Raw genomic sequence first — 16996 nt, 5'->3', positions numbered from 1 at the left:
GCCGTGCTGACGTCAGTTGGTCTTTGATCGGGACCGGCCCGGGTGCCGGAAGCACCTCGCACCGTCCCGCGGGTGGGGGCCGGAGGCCCCGGGAGGATCCGTCCGGATCCTCCCGGGTCGCCTCCTAAACAGCCTAAGGGGTGTGAATCATCCCGAATGTCGGACTGATTCTGATGCCGGCAGAGCCGGACCTCACTCGCCCTTGGACTTGGCGATGATCTCCTCAGCCACGGCCTTGGGGACCTCGGCGTACGAGTCGAACTGCATCGAGTAGCTCGCGCGACCAGAGGTCTTGCTGCGCAGGTCACCGACGTAGCCGAACATCTCGGAGAGGGGCACCAGCGCCGTGACGACGCGGGCACCGTGACGCTCGTCCATGGACCGGATCTGGCCACGGCGAGAGTTGATGTCGCCGATCACATCGCCCATGTAGTCCTCGGGCGTGGTGACCTCGACGGCCATCATCGGCTCGAGAAGGACCGGCTTGGCCTTCTTCGCGCCTTCCTTGAAGGCCATCGAACCGGCGATCTTGAACGCGAGCTCGGAGGAGTCGACGTCGTGCGACTGGCCGTCGAGCAGCTTCACGCGGACACCCTGCAGCGGGTAGCCGGCGAGAACACCGAACTCCATGGCCTCCTGGCAACCGGCGTCGACCGACGGGATGTACTCCCGCGGCACGCGGCCACCGGTGACCAGGTTGACGAACTCGTAGCCCTCGGCCTGCTCGAGCGGCTCGATCGCGATCTGCACCTTGGCGAACTGACCGGAACCACCGGTCTGCTTCTTGTGGGTGTAGTCGATGCGCTCGACGGCCTGACGGATCGTCTCGCGGTACGCGACCTGCGGCTTGCCGACGTTGGCCTCGACCTTGAACTCACGACGCATGCGGTCGACCAGCACCTCGAGGTGCAGCTCGCCCATGCCCGCGATGATGGTCTGGCCGGTCTCCTCGTCCGTGTTGACCTGGAAGGACGGGTCCTCCTCGGCGAGACGCTGGATGGCGACACCCAGCTTCTCCTGGTCACCCTTGGACTTGGGCTCGATGGCGACGCGGATGACCGGGGCCGGGAAGTCCATGGACTCCAGGATGACCGGGCTCTTCTCGTCGGCCAGCGTCTCACCGGTGGTGGTCTGCTTCAGGCCCATGACGGCGACGATGTCGCCGGCGCCCACCGACTCGATCTCCTCACGCTTGTTCGCGTGCATGCGGTAGATCTTGCCGATGCGCTCCTTCTTGCCCTTCACGGCGTTCAGCACGGAGGTGCCGGACTCCAGGCGACCGGAGTAGATCCGGACGAAGGTGAGCTTGCCCAGGTGCGGGTCGGACATGATCTTGAACGCCAGCGCGGCCAGCGGCTCGTCGTCCGAGGCCTTGCGGGAGATCTTGGTGTCCGGGTCGTTGGGCTTGGTGCCCTCGATGGACGTGATGTCCAGCGGCGACGGCAGGTACTTGACGACCGCGTCGAGCAGGGGCTGAACGCCCTTGTTCTTGAAGGCGGTACCGCAGAAGATCGGGGTGAAGTCCGAGTTCAGGGTGCCCTTGCGGATCGCGTCCTGCAGCAGCTCGACCGGGATCTCCTCGCCCTCGAGGGCGAGCTCCATGATCTCGTCGCTGACGTTCGAGACGGTGTCGATCAGCTGCTCGCGGTACTCCGCGGCCTGCTCCTGGAGGTCGGCCGGGATGTCGACGACGTCGTACATCTCGCCCTTGGCGGCCTCGGCGGACCAGACCAGAGCCTTCATGCGGACAAGGTCGACAACGCCCTTGAAGTCCGCCTCGGCACCGATCGGCAGCTGCATCACCAGCGGGGTGGCGCCGAGGCGCTCCACGATGGTGTCGACGCAGAAGAAGAAGTTCGCGCCCGTGCGGTCCAGCTTGTTGATGAAGCAGATGCGCGGGACGCCGTAGCGGTCAGCCTGCCGCCACACGGTCTCGGACTGGGGCTCGACACCGGCGACACCGTCGAACACCGTCACGGCACCGTCGAGGACGCGCAGCGAACGCTCCACCTCGACGGTGAAGTCGACGTGACCCGGGGTGTCGATGATGTTGATGGTGTTGTCGACGCCGTCGACCGTCCAGTGACAGGTCGTCGCGGCCGACGTGATCGTGATGCCGCGCTCCTGCTCCTGCTCCATCCAGTCCATGGTGGCAGCGCCATCGTGGACCTCACCGATCTTGTACGAGACACCGGTGTAGAACAGGATCCGCTCGGTGGTGGTGGTCTTGCCCGCGTCGATGTGCGCCATGATCCCGATGTTGCGGACCTTGGCGAGGTCAAGGGAGGTTGCAGCCATGGTGGCTCGTTCTCTCTCTGTCTAGTGACGGGGTACGGACTACCAGCGGTAGTGCGCGAAGGCCTTGTTGGACTCGGCCATCTTGTGGGTGTCCTCGCGACGCTTCACGGAAGCGCCCAGGCCGTTGCTGGCGTCGAGGATCTCGTTCATCAGGCGCTCGGTCATGGTCTTCTCGCGACGGGCGCGGGAGTAACCGACCATCCAGCGCAGCGCCAGGGTGCTGGCACGGCCCGGACGGACCTCGACCGGAACCTGGTAGGTCGCGCCACCGACACGGCGGGACTTGACCTCGAGGGCCGGCTTGACGTTCTCCAGCGCGCGCTTCAGCGTGACGACCGGGTCCGAGCCGGTCTTCTCGCGGACGCCCTCGAGGGCGCCGTACACGATCCGCTCGGCGGTGGAGCGCTTGCCGTGCAGCAGGATCTTGTTGACCAGCTGGGTGACGACCGGGGAGCCGTAGACCGGGTCGATGATGACCGGGCGCTTCGGGGCGGGGCCCTTACGAGGCATTCTTACTTCTCCTTCTTGGCGCCGTAGCGGCTGCGGGCCTGCTTGCGGTTCTTGACACCCTGGGTGTCGAGCGAACCGCGGATGATCTTGTAGCGGACACCAGGAAGGTCCTTCACACGACCACCGCGAACCAGCACGATGGAGTGCTCCTGCAGGTTGTGGCCCTCGCCCGGGATGTAAGCGGTGACCTCGATCCCGCTGGTGAGGCGCACACGGGCGACCTTGCGGAGAGCCGAGTTCGGCTTCTTCGGGGTGGTCGTGTACACACGCGTGCAGACCCCACGGCGCTGCGGGGAGCCCTTCAGCGCGGGAGTCTTGTTCTTCTCGACCTTGTCCTGCCGGCCCTTTCGGACCAGCTGCTGGATCGTAGGCACCGTTTCTCCGTTTTCTGTGTGCCAAGGCTTGGTGGAACTAACCTGCGGTGTCTCCCTCGCACACGACCCCGTGGTCGACCCACGCGGTCGGGTGTGTTGGGCTATTCCGACACGGAATCCCATGAGCTGATGTACAGCGACGGCGCTCTACGCGCGGTGCGCTGGAGGGCGCTCCGGCTCGGCGCGGCGACCGGTGTGCATGCACGCACAAGGACCCGGGGACACCCCAGGCACAAGGTCAGAGCGTACCTAGCGCATGGGGCGCGGTCAAAACAAATGCAACGCCGCAGGTCGCGACCTTCGACCGGATGTCGCCCCGGTGTCCCGTACGCGACCGGCCGGTGTCGGGCCGCCCTCCACCCGCTCTACCACAGTCGGCGGGCACCCGCCACCCGGAGCGCCGGGCGGGGTGGCGGGGCGCTACAGGGCGCCGAGCAGGATGATCAAGGTCCAGAACGCGGCGCCCAGGTAGCCGAGGACCAGGCCGAGGACGGCCGCCCAGTCGCCGTCCATGTCGCGCTCGCGGATCTGGGACCGGGCGATGTGGCCGGTGATCACCGCGGGCACCACCGGCAGCGCCAGGAAGCCGGTCAGTCCGCACACCATGGAGACCACCGCCAGCACGCTGGTGGGCCGGGGCTTCGGCGGGGGCGGCACCAGGAAGGTCGCCGGGACCGGCTGCGCGGCCTGCAGCGGCGCAGCCATCGGCCCGGCCGGCAGGTCGGCCACCAGCGCGGCCAGCTCGCCGTAGGTCAGCGCCCGGGACGCCGCCTCGTGGCGCTGCTCGTACTCCTGAGCGGACAGCCGCCCCTCGGCGAACCCAGCCTTCAGCACGTCCACCGCCCGGTCGCGGTCCGCGTGGCTCGCCCGCATCGCCGCCTGCGGTGACGGCACGGGCTGCCAGCCGGCCGCCGCAGGCCGATGGGCGGGACCGGGCTCGCCCCACGGTTGAACGGACATCCGCCACCTCCCGGCAGCGCGGCACCCCGCGCGCTCACTGCTGCTCATAGTGCAGGACGAACAAGGGGACCGAGTAGTTGCCGGATCGGACCACCGACCGCCCGGCCCGGGCCGTCGAGCGGTGGGGATCGCCTCCTCGGTCCCTCCGGCATCATGGGCCGGAGGGACCGGGCCGTCGAGGAGAGCAGGGACACACCGTGGGCAAGCGCGCGCAGCAGCAGGGCGACGGGAACGCCGGACCGCTGCTGGAGCAGGCGGTGCGGTCGGTGCTCACCGCCCCCGAGGAGGGGCTGGACCTCGCGCTGGACACCGGGGCCTCGCTGCTGGCCGCCTCGGTCGGGCAGTGGCCGGCGGTCAGCCGGGCGCTGCTGGGGTACGCGGACACCGCGGTCGGCCGCTGCTGGTCGGCCGGGTGGCGCCCGGCGGACCTGGTGCGGGTGGTGCGGCGCGGGCTGAAGCCCGTCCACCTGGCGCTCGCGGTGGACCTGATCGCCGCCGAGGGCCGCCGCCACCCCGCCGCGGGCCTGGACCGGCGCTGGCAGGAGCAGCTGCGCGAGCTCGAGACCGAGGTCTGGTGGCCCGCCGACGAGCAGTACCTCGGGGCCTTCGCCCAGCGGCACCGGCTGGACCGCTTCGCCCTCGCCACCGCCGTCCTGGAGCTGCTGCGCAGCTGGGGCCGGCTGCCCCCGATCGCCCCGGTCGGCCCGGCGCCCGGCCGGTCCGCACCGACCCGGCACTCCACCGGGCCGGCGGCCGGCGAGCCGCGGATGCTGGCCCGGATCCGGGCGCTGCTGGCCAAGGCCGAGTCCACCGAGTACCCGGAGGAGGCCGAGGCGCTGACCGCCAAGGCCCAGCAGCTGATGGCCCAGCACAGCATCGACGAGGCGCTGCTGGCCGCCGCCGCGGCCGACCGGGACACCCCGGCGGCGCTGCGGATCGGCGTGGACAACCCGTACGAGGGCCCCAAGACGATGCTGCTGGACGCGGTCGCGGCGGCGAACCGGTGCCGGGTGGTGTGGGCGAAGGAGTTCGGCTTCTGCACCGTGATCGGCTTCGACGGGGACCTGGACGGCGTCGAGCTGCTCTACACCTCGCTGCTGGTGCAGGCCACCCACGCGCTCAACAAGGCGGGCTCCGGCAAGGGGTCGCGCAGCAAGGCGTTCCGGCAGTCCTTCCTGGTCGCGTACGCGGCGCGGATCCGCGAGCGGCTGACCGCCGCCACCGAGCGGACCACCAGCGCCGCCGCGGCCGGCCGCCACCTGCGCGAGGACGGCACCGAGGAGCAGCTGCTGCCGGACGAGCGGCTGCTGCCCGCGCTGGCCGCCCGCTCGGCGGCGGTGGACGAGGAGGTCGGCCGGCTGTTCCCCAAGCTGGTCTCGCAGCGGGTCCGGGTCAGCGACGGCGAGGGCTGGGCCGCCGGGCGGGCCGCGGCCGACCGCGCCGCGCTGCACGGGCGGGGCGAGATCCACGACTGACGGCCCGCCTGATAGAAACGACCCGCCACGAACGAAGGGGGATTCGACGTGACGGAGTCGGCGGCGGAGTCGGGATACCGGGACCGGGTGCGCGGCGCGCTGCTCGGCGGCGCGATCGGCGACGCACTGGGCTGGCCGGTCGAGTTCCAGCAACTGCACCAGATCCAGGACAGGTTCGGACCGCGGGGCGTGACCGCGCTGCCGGCCGGGAACGGCCCGGCCGAGGTCACCGACGACACCCAGATGACGCTGTTCACCGCCGAGGGCCTGATCCGCGGCTTCGTCCGCGGCTGGACGGGCGGCGGAGGCTCGGTGCCGGAGGCGGTGCACGGTGCCTACCGGCGCTGGCTGCGGACCCAGTACCAGTCCGAGCCGGACACCGAGCCGCAGCCCCGCCCGTACGACGGCTGGCTGCTGGGGCAGCCGTTCCTGTACGTGCGGCGGGCGCCGGGCAACGCCTGCCTGAGCGGGGTGTCCGAGCACCCGCAGTTCGAGGCGCCGTCCGCGATCGGGCGGCCGGGGCCGATCAACCCCGGCTCCAAGGGCTGCGGCACGGTGATGCGCTCGGCGCCGTTCGGGCTGGCCCGGCTCGGTGTCGAGCAGTCCTTCGGGCTCGCCGTGCAGTGCGCCCAGCTCACCCACGGGCACCCGACCGGCTACCTCGCGGCGGGCGCCTTCGCGGCGCTGGTCGAGCGGCTGGCCGCCGGGACGGAGCCGTGGGCGGCGGTCGGCGAGACGGTGGAGCAGATCCGCGAGCTGCCGAGCTCCAAGGAGACCGTCCAGGCGCTGGCCCGGGCGGTGCGGCTGGCCCAGGAGGCCGAGCCCGTGGCGGAGACGGTGGAGCGGGTCGGGCTCGGCTGGGTCGCCGAGGAGTGCCTGGCCATCGCGGTGTACTCGCTGCTGGCGGCCACCCTCGACCCCGAGCCGGTGCGCACCGCGCTGCTGCTGTCGGTGAACCACTCCGGGGACAGCGACTCCACCGGTGCGGTCTGCGGCAACCTGGTCGGGGCCGCGTACGGCGCCTCGGCGCTGCCCGGTGAGTGGGTCCGGGCGGTCGAGGGGCGGGCCGAACTGCTGACGGTCGCGGACGACCTGCTGGTGCTGTTCGGCAGCCGCGACCCGGCCCACCCGGCGCTCGGCGGGCGCTACCCGGCCTGGTGAAACGGCCTGGTAGCTACTTCGCCTGCGGGTCGGTGACCTGGCCGAGGAACAGCGGCCGGCCGGTGGAGGTGTCCCGGATCAGGAACAGGAACGGCCGGTCGATGTGCAGCTGGGCGGCCTGGCGCGGAGCCGGCGCCGCCGCGGAGCCGATCCCGACGCCGCTGCCGGCCGCCGCGACCGTGCCCTCCTCGTCGACCTGGACGGTGGCCTTCTGCACCACCGTGCTGACGGCGAGCGGCGGCTCCTTGGCGATGCCGGTGAGGTCGGCGTTGTCGAAGGCCGCGTGGACGCCGAGCGAGCGCAGCGCGGCGGTGAGCTCGTTGGACGTGTCGAAGTGGAAGCGCGGCAGCTGCAGGTCGACGGGCTGCGCACTGAGGGCGCCGAGGATCCGGTCCAGCTGGGGCTGGTCCAGCCCCTTGCTGAAGGCTGCGAAGCCGCCCTGTGCGGGGACGATCAGGTCCATCGCCAAGTTGCCGTCCGCGTACGGGAGTTCGACGGCCTGCCAGGGCTCGCCGACGATCCCGCCGGAGCCGTCGGCGTACTTGAACTCGCCGGTCTGGCTCATCGTGGAGACGTTCGGGGTGGTGCCGTCGAGCTTGTGGAACGGGCGGTCCTCGGTGTGCCCGGGCTTGAACTCGGAGGCCCACTTCGCCTTGAGGTAGAGGGCGTCGGTGAGGACCAGCCGGGTGTCCGGGTTGATCGCCTTCGGGGCGAAGAGGTCCTTGATCCGGCCCTCGGTGGCCTTCTCCACGGCCGCGTTGACGGCCTTGCGGCTGCCCTCCGGATCCTTCTTGAAGTCGGTGGTGTGCATTCCGGCGTCGAAGGCGGCGGCGAGCGTCGCCAGGTAGTCGGACTCCACCGGGAAGCCCTGCTGCGTCCAGACCTCGTCGGCCTGGTGCAGGGTGACCTGGTCGCCGTTCTTCGTCCGCTGGTCGAGCGCGCCGACGGCGAGGGCGTACTGCTTCGGGTCGAGCTCGGTGTGCAGGGCCTTGGCCAGCTCCTGTTCGGTCGCGCCGCGCGCCCCGGGCAGCAGCATCCCGAGCGCGGTGGCCAGCCCGACGGGCGAGATCACCGTGTTGCGCCCGGCGCCGTCCGGCGTCGCGGTGAGGGTGTGCAGGAGGTCCAGCCCGAAGGCGTCGGTGCCCTGCGCGGTGGCGGCCACCTGGGCCGGGTCCACGGCGGGCCGGCTCGCCGGGGCGGAGGCCTTCAGCTCCGTACCGGTCGCGGCCCCGGTGCTGCCGCAGCCCGCGACCAGCGGCGCGGCGAGGGCGGCGGCGAGGAGCAGCGCCGCCGGGCGGCGGGGCGTGCGACGACGGGTTCCGGTGCTGCTGTTCGTCATGGCCCTTCGACGCGGCACCCCGCCTTCGGGTTCCCTCAGTCCCAGAGCGCCCCGAGCTCCAGCAGCTCGTCCCGGTGCTCGATCCGCTCGACCCACTCCTGCGGCCAGGCCGCCTCGCCGTGGTGGGCGCCGGCGAAGGCGCCGGTCAGGCAGGCGAGCGAGTCGGAGTCGCCGGAGCTGTACGCGGCCCGGCGGACCGCGGCCACCGGGTCGTCCGGCAGCAGCAGGAAGCAGAGCAGGCCGGTGCCGAAGGCCTCCTCGGCGACCCAGCCCTCGCCGGTGGCCAGGCAGGGGTCGGCCTCCAGGTCGGGCGCGGCGAGCGCGGACTGCAGCTGGTCGAGGACCTTGAGGCAGTCGTCCCAGCCGCGGGCGAGCACGGCCTGCGGCGAGGCGCCGTACCAGCGGTCGGCGAGGTCGCCGAGCCAGAACTCGTCGTAGCGCTCGCGGCTCGCCAGCGCGTACGCCCGCAGCACCGCGGGCAGTCCGGCGGGCGGGACGCCCTCGGCGAGCTTGCGCACGGCGTACGCGGTGAGGTCGCTGGCGGCGAGGGCGGTCGGGTGGCCGTGGGTGAGCGCGGACTGCAGCTGGGCGGCGCCGGAGAGCTGCCGGGCGTCCAGCTCGCGGATCAGTCCGACCGGGGCGACCCGCATGTTGGCGCCGCAGCCCTTGGAGCCGACGTCGCTGGCCTGCTGCCAGCGGTACTTCTCGTGGCTGAGCCGCTCGCAGGCGCGCAGGCAGGTCATGCCGGGGGCGCGGTTGTTCTGCGGGGAGCGCCACCAGTCGACGAACTCCTCGCGGACCGGCCGCTCCAGCCGCAGCGGGGTCAGCGGCCCACGGGCCAGGGCGGTGCGCAGGCCGCGGGCGAGGGCGAGCGTCATCTGGGTGTCGTCGGTGACCAACGCCTTCGTCGGCAGCGGGAGTCGCCGCCAGTCTGGCTCGACGGCGGCGATCTCCTCGACGCTCTTGAACTCGGTCACCCGGCCGATCGCGTCGCCGATCGCCAGCCCCAGCAGCGCCCCTGTCGCCTTGCCCACGGCAGTCCCCCCTCTTCGTGGTCAGACCTCGACCAGCAGTTCCTTGAGCCCGCGGATCACGTAGCCCGGGTTCCACTCGGGCTCGCGGACCAGCCGCAGGCCCGGGGCCCGGCGCAGCAGCGTGCCGTAGGACTCGGTGAGCTCCAGTCTGGCAAGCGGTGCGCCGAGGCAGAAGTGGATTCCGGCGCCGAAGGTGATGTGCGGGTTGTCGGTGCGGCCGAGGTCGAGCCGGTCGGGGTCGGCGAAGCGCTCGGGGTCGCGGTTGGCGGAGCCGAAGAGGAGCGCGATCTCGGCGCCGCGCGGGATGGTGACGCCGCGGACCTCGATGTCCTCCAGCACCCAGCGCTCGAACATCTGCAGCGGGGTGTCCCAGCGCATCAGTTCCTCGACGGCGGTGGGCAGCAGCTCGTCCACCGAGCCGTGCAGCCGGGCAAGCTCCTCCGGGTGGCGGAACAGCGCCCACCAGCCGTTGCCGGTGGTGTTGACGGTCGCCTCGTGGCCGGCGTTGAGCAGCAGCACGCAGGTGGAGACCATCTCCTGCTCGCTGAGCGCGTCGGAGCCCTCCTGGGCCTGGATCAGCGCGCTGATCAGGTCCGCGCCCGGATTCACCCGGCGCTCGCGGATCAGGGCGCGCAGGTAGTCGGAGAACTCGATGCTCGCCGTGACGGCCCGGCGGGCGGTCGCCTCGCTCGGGTTGAGCTCGAACATCCCGGTGATGTCGGCGGACCAGGGCCGCAGCAGGTGCCGGTCGCCCTCCGGGACGCCGAGCATCTCGGCGATCACGGCGACCGGCAGCGGCTCGGCGACGGCGGCGATCAGGTCCCCGCCGCCGGCCGCGAGCAGCCCATCGACCAGTTCGCCCGCGAGGCGCCGGACGGTGGGCCGCAGCCCCTCGACCATGCGCGGGGTGAAGGCCTTGGAGACCAGGCGGCGGATCCGGGTGTGGTCGGGCGCCTCCAGGTCGAGCAGCCCGTAGTCGTTGAGGGTGTGGAAGGGCTCGTGCGCCGGATCGGGCTCGGGGCGGCCGAAGTCCTGGTGGCTGAACCGGTGGGTGTAGGTGCGGCCGAGGCGCCGGTCGCGCAGCAGCGCGCTGACGTCCTCGTGGCGCGAGACCAGCCACTGGTTCGTCGGCTCGAAGTACGTCACCGGCGCGTGCTCGCGCAGTTCGGCGTACGCGTCGTACGGGTGGGCCACGAACGCCGCCGACCAGGGGTCGAACTTCGCCGTCGTCGTCATCGCTCGATCACTCCAGGCCGTGAGGGGGAGCCGGGAAGATCATCGTATGCATGCGGTGCGGCCGTAAAGGGTCCTCACGCCCGTTCCATGACCAGCCTGCGCACCAGCTTCGGCAGCGCCACCGAGATCGGCTCGCGGATCACCTCGGTCGCGGCCACGTCGTACGGCGTCTCCTCGGCGTTCAGGATGATCAGCTCCGCCCCGGACTTCACCGCGTTGTACGGCAGCCCGGCCACCGGGAACACCTGCAGGCTGGTGCCGATCGCGATGAACAGGTCGCAGGCTCGGGCGATCGTGTCGGCCTGGCCGAGCACCTCCTGGTCCAGGTTCTCGCCGAACATCACGATCCGCGGCTTCAGGATCCCCCCGCACTCGCGGCACGCCGGATCCGGCTCCCCCGCCTCGACCCGCGCCAGCGCCTGTGCCATCGGCCCGGTGGCCGCACAGTCCAGGCACTGGGTCTCCCGGACGCTGCCGTGGAGTTCGAGCACCTTGCGGGCGGTCAGCCCGGCCTTCTGGTGCAGCCCGTCGATGTTCTGGGTGAGCACCCGCAGCGGCAGCCCGGAACGCTCCAGGTCGACCAGCGCCCGGTGCCCCGCGTTCGGCTCGGCGGCCAGCGCGGCCGTCTCCAGCCGCATCCGCCAGGCCCGCTCGCGCACCCCGGGGTCGTTCCGGTACGGGCCGATGGTGACCAGTTCCTCGGCCGACGGGTCCTTGCGCCAAAGCCCCTGCGGGCCACGGTAGTCGGGGATGCCGGAGTCAGTCGAGATGCCCGCACCGGTGAGCACGGCGATCAGGGGGCGCTTCGCGTTCATATGCGGGACGGTACGGCCGCCGCCCCGCCCGCGGCCACCGAAAATCCGGTGCGCCGTGTCAACTCCCCCCGCACACTGGGCCGGTCACCCACCGTTTCCGTGAAGGAGCCCCGTGCAGGGAGCAGTCAGCGTCTCGCCCTCGCAGGTCCCCGAGCTGTTGCTCGGCCTGGCCACCGTCCGCCCCGTGTTCCTCTGGGGCGCTCCCGGGATCGGGAAGTCCTCCCTGGTCAGGGCGTTCGCCGAGTCGCTGGGCCTGGAGTGCGTGAGCCTGGTCGGCACCCAGCTCGCCCCGGAGGACCTGATCGGCGTCCCCCAGCTCACCCCGGAGGGCCGCTCCCGGTTCTGCCCGCCCGAGCAGATCGCCCGCGACGAGCCGTACTGCCTCTTCCTGGACGAGCTCAACGCGGCCTCGCCGGACGTCCAGAAGGCGTTCTACTCGCTGATCCTGGACCGCCGGATCGGCTCGTACGAGCTGCCGCCCGGTTCGATCGTGATCGGCGCCGGGAACCGCGCCACCGACGGCGCACTCGCCCGCCCGATGGCGTCCGCGCTGGTCAACCGCATGGTCCACGTCCACCTGCGGGCCAGCGCCGAGGACTGGCTGCACTGGGCGGCGGGCGCCGGCATCCACCCCTGGATCGTCGACCACCTCACCGACCGGCCCGACCACCTGTGGTCCGCCCCGCCCAAGACCGAGGAGCCGTTCTCCACCCCGCGCGCCTGGCACATGCTCTCCGACGCGCTGCACTCCTTCGGCCCCACCCTGGACGAGGAAACCCTCAAGGTGGTCGCGCACGGCCTGCTCACCGCGCAGCACGCGGTCGCCTTCTGCGGCTACGCGAAGATCGTCCGCAACTCCTACGGCCTGGAGGCGATCCTCAAGGGCGACGCCCGCTGGCCGCACCGGCTGGAGGACCGCGACCTGCTCTACTACCTGGCCGACGCCTTCCGCGGCCGCCTGGTCAAGGAGCTGCCCGCCCGCAAGGAGCACGCCTCCGGGGCGCAGCGGCAGACCGCCTTCCGGGCCAAGTCGCTGCTGGTGCAGCTGGCCGAGATCTCGGTGGAGGTCGCCCAGACGGTGATCGCCGACGGCGCGGACGGCAACCCGGTGCTGCCCTCCTGGTTCCTGATCGAGGCCGCCCGGGACATGCCCCGGCTGGTCGAGGCCCGCCGGTGAAGCCCGCCGCCAAGGCCGCCGCCGCGAAGAAGCCGGACCCGGGCGCCGAGGTCTTCGCCGAGGGCGTCCGACTGCTGCGCCGCAACCCGGCGTTCGCCGCCCTGCGCGCCGACGTCTGCCGCACCGAGGACTGCACCACCGCACCGCGGGACGGCTGGGCGGTGGTCGACTCCAACGGCACCGTGCACGTCAACCCGCGCCGCCGGGCCGAGCCCGAGGAGTGGGCCTGGGTGCTGGCGCACTGCCTGCTGCACCTCGGCTTCGGCCACCTCCCGGGCGCCCGCGGCACCCGGGTCCAGCCCGACCCGCACGAGGCCGCCGCCCGCTGCGCCGTGGTCAACCGGTTCCTCGCCACCTTCCCGGTCGGCCGCGCCCCGGTCGTCCTCCCCCAGGAGTACCCGGGCGGCGACGAGGAGGAGCTGGCCGCCCGCTGGCGCCGCGACGGCCTGCCGCCGGCCGGCGCCGCCGGGACGCACGGCACGGCCGGCACCGCCGACCGCGACCAGCTGCTGGTCGAGTGGCGCGGCCACGGCCAGGCCCGGGAGGACTGGCCGGCCGCCTTCGCGGCCGCGCTCACCCGCACCATGTCCGCCGCGATGGACCGGGCCGGCGGCCGGATCGACGCCGAGACCGGCGAGCGCCTGCCCGAGCGGCCCTGGACCAGGGCACTCAACTGGTTCGTCTCCTCGTACCCGCTGCTCGGCGGCATCGCGGCCGGCCTCACCGTGGTGGCGGACGCCGAACTCGCCCGGGCGCACGACATCGCCGTCGCCGCCGTCAACGCCGAGGCCGCCGAGATCTACGTCAACCCGCTGCGCCACCACTCCGACGAGGAGTGGCGGTTCATCCTCGGCCACGAGATCCTGCACGCCGCCCTGCGGCACGGCGAGCGCCGCGGCGGGCGGGACCCGTTCCTGTTCAACGTCGCCGCCGACTACGTCATCAACGGCTGGCTGCTGGAGATGGGCGTCGGCGAGATGCCCGACGGGCTGCTGCACGACCCGCAGTTGAAGGGCCTGTCGGCCGAGGAGGTGTACGACCGGATCGCCCGCGACCAGCGCCGGATCCGCCGCCTCGCCACCCTGGCCGGGAAGAACCGCCCGGACGTCCTCGGCGAACCGCTCGGCCCGCCCCGGGACTACGTGGACCTGGACGACTTCTACCGGCGCGGCCTCCAGCAGGGCTTCGAGCTGCACCAGCGCGGGCGCGGGCTGCTCCCGGCCGGGCTGGTCGAGGAGATCCGCGCGCTCGCCCACCCCCCGCTCCCGTGGGACGCCCGACTTGCCCGCTGGTTCGACGAGTTCGTGCCGCGCCCGGAGCCGGTGCGCAGCTACTCCCGCCCGGCCCGTCGGCAGTCCGCCACCCCGGACATCCCCCGGGCCGGCCGCTACCACCCCGAGGAGGAGGTGCCGCGCTGCACCTTCGGGGTCGTCCTGGACACCTCGGGCTCGATGGACCGGACGCTGCTCGGCAAGGCGCTCGGCGCGATCGCCTCGTACGCCGCCGCGCGGGACGTCCCGGCGGCCCGGGTGGTGCACTGCGACGCCGCCCCGCACGACGCCGGGTACCTCCCGGTCGAGGAGATCGCCGGGCGGCTGCGGGTGCACGGGCGCGGCGGCACCGTCCTCCAGCCGGGGGTCGACCTGCTGGAGCGGGCCGAGGACTTCCCGCCCGGGGCGCCGGTGCTGGTGATCACCGACGGCGAGTGCGACGTGCTGCGGGTGCGCCGCGAGCACGCCTTCCTCGTCCCGCGCGGCGCGGGGCTGCCGTTCACCCCGCGCGGACCGGTCTTCCGGATGAGCTGAGGCTGCTACTCGCCCACTCGCCTCCGAGGCGCTCGGACCCGGTGCCGACGGTCGGCGCTCCGGCGCTCGTACCTCGCTTGTCGCTTCTCCCTTTCGGCACCGGCGCGCCCCTTCGGCTCGGGGCGGATCAGACCGTCGGTACTCAGACCAGCACCGGGTGCCGCAGGGCGGTGGCCGGGCGGGTCAGCGGGGCGAGGGCGCCGAGGTAGCAGGCGGCGGCGAGCGGGATGAAGGCCAGGTCGGCCGCCGAGGCGAGGGTGCCGACCAGCATCAGCACCGGGCTCCACCAGCGCAGCGTCCGGCCCGCGCCCACCGAGGCGGCGACCAGCAGCGCCAGCAGGCCGACGTAGAACAGCAGCGGGCCGACCTCGTACACGGCCGGAAGCACTCCGGGGACGTCCTGGATGCGTCCGAACAGCCGCGACTGCTCCTCCTTGGTCGCCGAGACCAGACCGACGTACAGGTCGATCCCGATCTGCGCCAGCGAAGCCGCCAGGCCCGCGAACGCCGTCCCCAGCGCGGCGTTCGCGGCCAGCCGCCCGGCCGTGGTGCCGCGCGGGGCGAGCAGTCCGCGCAGGGCGAGCAGCACCGGGACGAACAGCAGCAGGCCGAGGAACATCGCGGTGTGCCCGGCGGTCCAGCCCGGACCGGGCTGGCGGGAGCCGGGCACCAGGCGGATGCCGCCGTAGAGGGCCATCAGCGCGGGGGCGCCGACGGCGGCGTACCTGGCGAGGCGGGCGGTGCGAGTGGCGTTCATCTGACGATCTCCAACGGTGGACGTGCTCCGACACCACAGAGCCTGTCCGCCGGACCCCTCGTCACGGATCGCCCGCACCGGCGAACTCCCCGCCTCCCCCGTGCGGGGGAGAACCTCAGGACTCCCCCACCACCACCGCCCCGGCCTCGTAGGCGAACACCACCGCGTGCACCCGGTCGCGCAGCCCGAGCTTGCTCAGCACATTGCTGACGTGCGTCTTCACCGTGTGCTCGCTGACCACCAGCTCGGCCGCGATCTCCGCGTTGGACAGCCCGCGCGCGATCAGCCGCAGCGTCTCCCGCTCGCGCAGGGTCAGCTGCTCCAGCAGCCCGGACGGCGGCCGCACCGCCCGCTCCCGGCCGCCCGGCCGGCGGGCGGCGAACTCGCCGATCAGCCGCCTGGTCACCGAGGGCGCGAGCAGCGCCTCCCCCGAGGCGACCATCCGCACCCCGTGCGCCAGGTCGTCCCGCCGGACGTCCTTCAGCAGGAAGCCGCTGGCGCCCGCATACAGCGCGTCGAAGACGTAGTCGTCGATGTCGAAGGTGGTCAGCATGATGACCTTGGTGGCCGGGAACTCCCCGCACACCCGACGGGCCGCCTCCAGGCCGTCCATCACCGGCATCCGGACGTCCAGCAGCAGCACGTCCGGGTTGTGCGCGCGCACCGCCTCGACCGCCTCGGCGCCGTCACAGGCCTCGGCCACCACCTCGATGTCCGGCTGGGCGTCCAGGATCATCCCGAACCCGGCCCGCACCAGCTCCTGGTCGTCCGCGACCACCACCCGTATCGGCGTCATCCGCCCACCCTCTCCACCACGCCCGCCGGCCCCAGCGGCAGCCGGACACTCACCAGGAAACCCCTGCCCTCCGGCCCCGGACCGGCCTCGGCCCGTCCGCCGCAGGCCGCCGCCCGCTCGCGGATGCCGACCAGCCCGCGCCCGCCGGACCAGCCCGCCACCGTACGGTCGGCGGTCAGCGGCACCCCGCGGCCGTTGTCGGAGACCACCACCTCCAGCACCTCACCGGAGCGCCGCACCCGGATCGCGGCCCGGTCGGCCCCGGAGTGCTTGACGGTGTTGGTCAGCGCCTCCTGCACGATCCGGAACGCCGCCGCCTCCACGTCGGCGGGCAACGCCCCGAGCCCGTCGGCGAGTTCGAACTCCACGTCCAGACCGGCCTGGCGCACCCGTTCGGCCACGTCGGCGAGTTCGGTCAGCCGGGGCTGCGGCGCCAGCTCCCGCCCGGCCTCCGGGTCCTTCAACACACCGAGCACGCGCCGCAGTTGGACCATCGCGTCGCGCCCCGCGTCGGCGATGGTGTCGAAGGTGCGGATCGCCCGGTCCGGGTCGCCCCGCACCACCAGCGGCCCGGCCTCGGCCTGGATCACCATCAACGACACGGCGTGCGCCAGGATGTCGTGCATCTCCCGGGCGATCCGGGCCCGCTCCTCGGCGACCGCCCGGCCCGCCTCACTGGCCGCCCGCACCCCGGCCTCCCGAGCCCGCTCCGCCTCCACCCGGACCAACTGCCGCTGGGTGCGCACCAGGGCGCCGAAGACGAACGAGCCGCCCGAGGTGAGCACGCTGAACAGCGCGCCGTTCGGCGAATGGGTGCCGACCACGTTGCCGACGACCGTGACGGCCAGCACCGACCAACGCGCCCGGTCCGAACACCGCTCCGCCACCGTGTACAGGCCGAGGACACCGGCCAGCGGCACCTGGGCGTTCGCCGAGTGCGCCAGCACGGACAGCGTGATCTCGGCGGCGCTGTACAGCGCCAGCACGGTCAGTGGTGCCCTGCGCCGCCAGGGCAGCGGCACCGCGGTGGCCACCGCCAACAGGTAGACCCACGTCGGCCAACGGGTGTCGTCGTTGTAGACCGCCCACACCGCGATCCCTGCCGACACCAGCGCCAGGAACGAGTCCAGCACATACGGGCTCAGCTCGGTCGTCCATGTCCGCCAGCGCGCGACGCGCTCCACCGCCGTACCTCCCCCGTACCCGGGGGCCCCGCCCCCGCGGAGAAGATCATGCCCTACCGGCAGAACCTCCGGCAC

At 72.7% G+C, this 16996-nt stretch carries 15 protein-coding genes; 4 read left to right on the top strand and 11 right to left on the bottom strand.

What is annotated here, in order from left to right:
• Positions 1-192 precede the first annotated feature (192 nt).
• From fusA to ACWCYO_RS16825, 4 genes are all read right to left on the bottom strand, one after another.
• The gene (fusA, locus tag ACWCYO_RS16840; protein WP_270146460.1) at positions 193-2298 is read right to left on the bottom strand and encodes an elongation factor G; all 2106 of its coding nucleotides are present in this window, start codon (positions 2296-2298) and stop codon (positions 193-195) included.
• Between the two features lie 39 nt (positions 2299-2337).
• Positions 2338-2808 (bottom strand): 30S ribosomal protein S7, encoded by a 471-nt coding sequence (rpsG, locus tag ACWCYO_RS16835; protein WP_030055803.1) that lies wholly within the window; start codon positions 2806-2808, stop codon positions 2338-2340.
• 2 nt (positions 2809-2810) lie between these two features.
• Entirely contained in the window at positions 2811-3182 is a 372-nt protein-coding gene (gene rpsL, locus ACWCYO_RS16830; RefSeq protein WP_014144289.1) for a 30S ribosomal protein S12, read from the bottom strand.
• Between the two features lie 420 nt (positions 3183-3602).
• Entirely contained in the window at positions 3603-4142 is a 540-nt protein-coding gene (locus tag ACWCYO_RS16825) for a DUF1707 and DUF4190 domain-containing protein (RefSeq protein WP_270146459.1), read from the bottom strand.
• Positions 4143-4339: 197 nt separating this feature from the next.
• On the opposite strand from ACWCYO_RS16825, the gene ACWCYO_RS16820 reads away from it, so the two are divergent.
• Both ACWCYO_RS16820 and ACWCYO_RS16815 read left to right on the top strand, forming a co-directional pair.
• Positions 4340-5617, top strand: a complete 1278-nt coding sequence (locus tag ACWCYO_RS16820) for a DUF2786 domain-containing protein (RefSeq protein WP_270146458.1) — start codon at positions 4340-4342, stop codon at positions 5615-5617.
• A 48-nt stretch (positions 5618-5665) separates the two neighbouring features.
• Positions 5666-6778 carry an ADP-ribosylglycohydrolase family protein gene (locus tag ACWCYO_RS16815; RefSeq protein WP_270146457.1) on the top strand — a complete coding sequence of 371 codons (1113 nt, stop codon included), beginning with the start codon at positions 5666-5668 and terminating at the stop codon, positions 6776-6778.
• 13 nt (positions 6779-6791) lie between these two features.
• Here the strand turns inward: ACWCYO_RS16815 and ACWCYO_RS16810 are convergent, their stop codons facing one another.
• From ACWCYO_RS16810 to ACWCYO_RS16795, 4 genes are all read right to left on the bottom strand, one after another.
• Positions 6792-8117 (bottom strand): serpin family protein, encoded by a 1326-nt coding sequence (locus tag ACWCYO_RS16810; protein WP_270146456.1) that lies wholly within the window; start codon positions 8115-8117, stop codon positions 6792-6794.
• Positions 8118-8152: 35 nt separating this feature from the next.
• Positions 8153-9151, bottom strand: a complete 999-nt coding sequence (locus tag ACWCYO_RS16805) for an ADP-ribosylglycohydrolase family protein (RefSeq protein ID WP_449784634.1) — start codon at positions 9149-9151, stop codon at positions 8153-8155.
• 21 nt (positions 9152-9172) lie between these two features.
• Positions 9173-10387, bottom strand: a complete 1215-nt coding sequence (locus ACWCYO_RS16800; protein WP_270146454.1) for a cytochrome P450 — start codon at positions 10385-10387, stop codon at positions 9173-9175.
• Positions 10388-10461: 74 nt separating this feature from the next.
• The gene (locus tag ACWCYO_RS16795) at positions 10462-11202 is read right to left on the bottom strand and encodes an SIR2 family NAD-dependent protein deacylase (protein ID WP_270146453.1); all 741 of its coding nucleotides are present in this window, start codon (positions 11200-11202) and stop codon (positions 10462-10464) included.
• A 112-nt stretch (positions 11203-11314) separates the two neighbouring features.
• Here ACWCYO_RS16795 and ACWCYO_RS16790 point away from each other — a divergent pair, with 112 nt between their 5' ends.
• Both ACWCYO_RS16790 and ACWCYO_RS16785 read left to right on the top strand, forming a co-directional pair.
• Positions 11315-12379, top strand: coding sequence for an ATP-binding protein (locus ACWCYO_RS16790; RefSeq protein WP_270146452.1), 1065 nt, complete (start codon positions 11315-11317; stop codon positions 12377-12379).
• Complete coding sequence (locus tag ACWCYO_RS16785) at positions 12376-14184, top strand: vWA domain-containing protein (RefSeq protein ID WP_449784633.1); 1809 nt, start codon at positions 12376-12378, stop codon at positions 14182-14184. Before ACWCYO_RS16790 ends, ACWCYO_RS16785 begins: the two co-directional genes overlap by 4 nt.
• A 142-nt stretch (positions 14185-14326) precedes the next feature.
• On the opposite strand, the gene ACWCYO_RS16780 is transcribed toward ACWCYO_RS16785, so the two are convergent.
• The 3 genes from ACWCYO_RS16780 to ACWCYO_RS16770 form a co-directional block, all read right to left on the bottom strand.
• Entirely contained in the window at positions 14327-14941 is a 615-nt protein-coding gene (locus tag ACWCYO_RS16780; protein ID WP_449784632.1) for a hypothetical protein, read from the bottom strand.
• Positions 14942-15056: 115 nt separating this feature from the next.
• On the bottom strand, positions 15057-15737 hold the full coding sequence (locus ACWCYO_RS16775) for a response regulator (protein ID WP_270146449.1): 681 nt from the start codon (positions 15735-15737) through the stop codon (positions 15057-15059).
• Complete coding sequence (locus ACWCYO_RS16770; RefSeq protein WP_270146448.1) at positions 15734-16921, bottom strand: sensor histidine kinase; 1188 nt, start codon at positions 16919-16921, stop codon at positions 15734-15736. Before ACWCYO_RS16770 ends, ACWCYO_RS16775 begins: the two co-directional genes overlap by 4 nt.
• Between the last annotated feature and the right edge of the window lie 75 nt (positions 16922-16996).

It is taken from the genome of Kitasatospora sp. NPDC001683, assembly GCF_053596495.1.
This window is presented reverse-complemented; position numbering and strand designations above follow the sequence as displayed.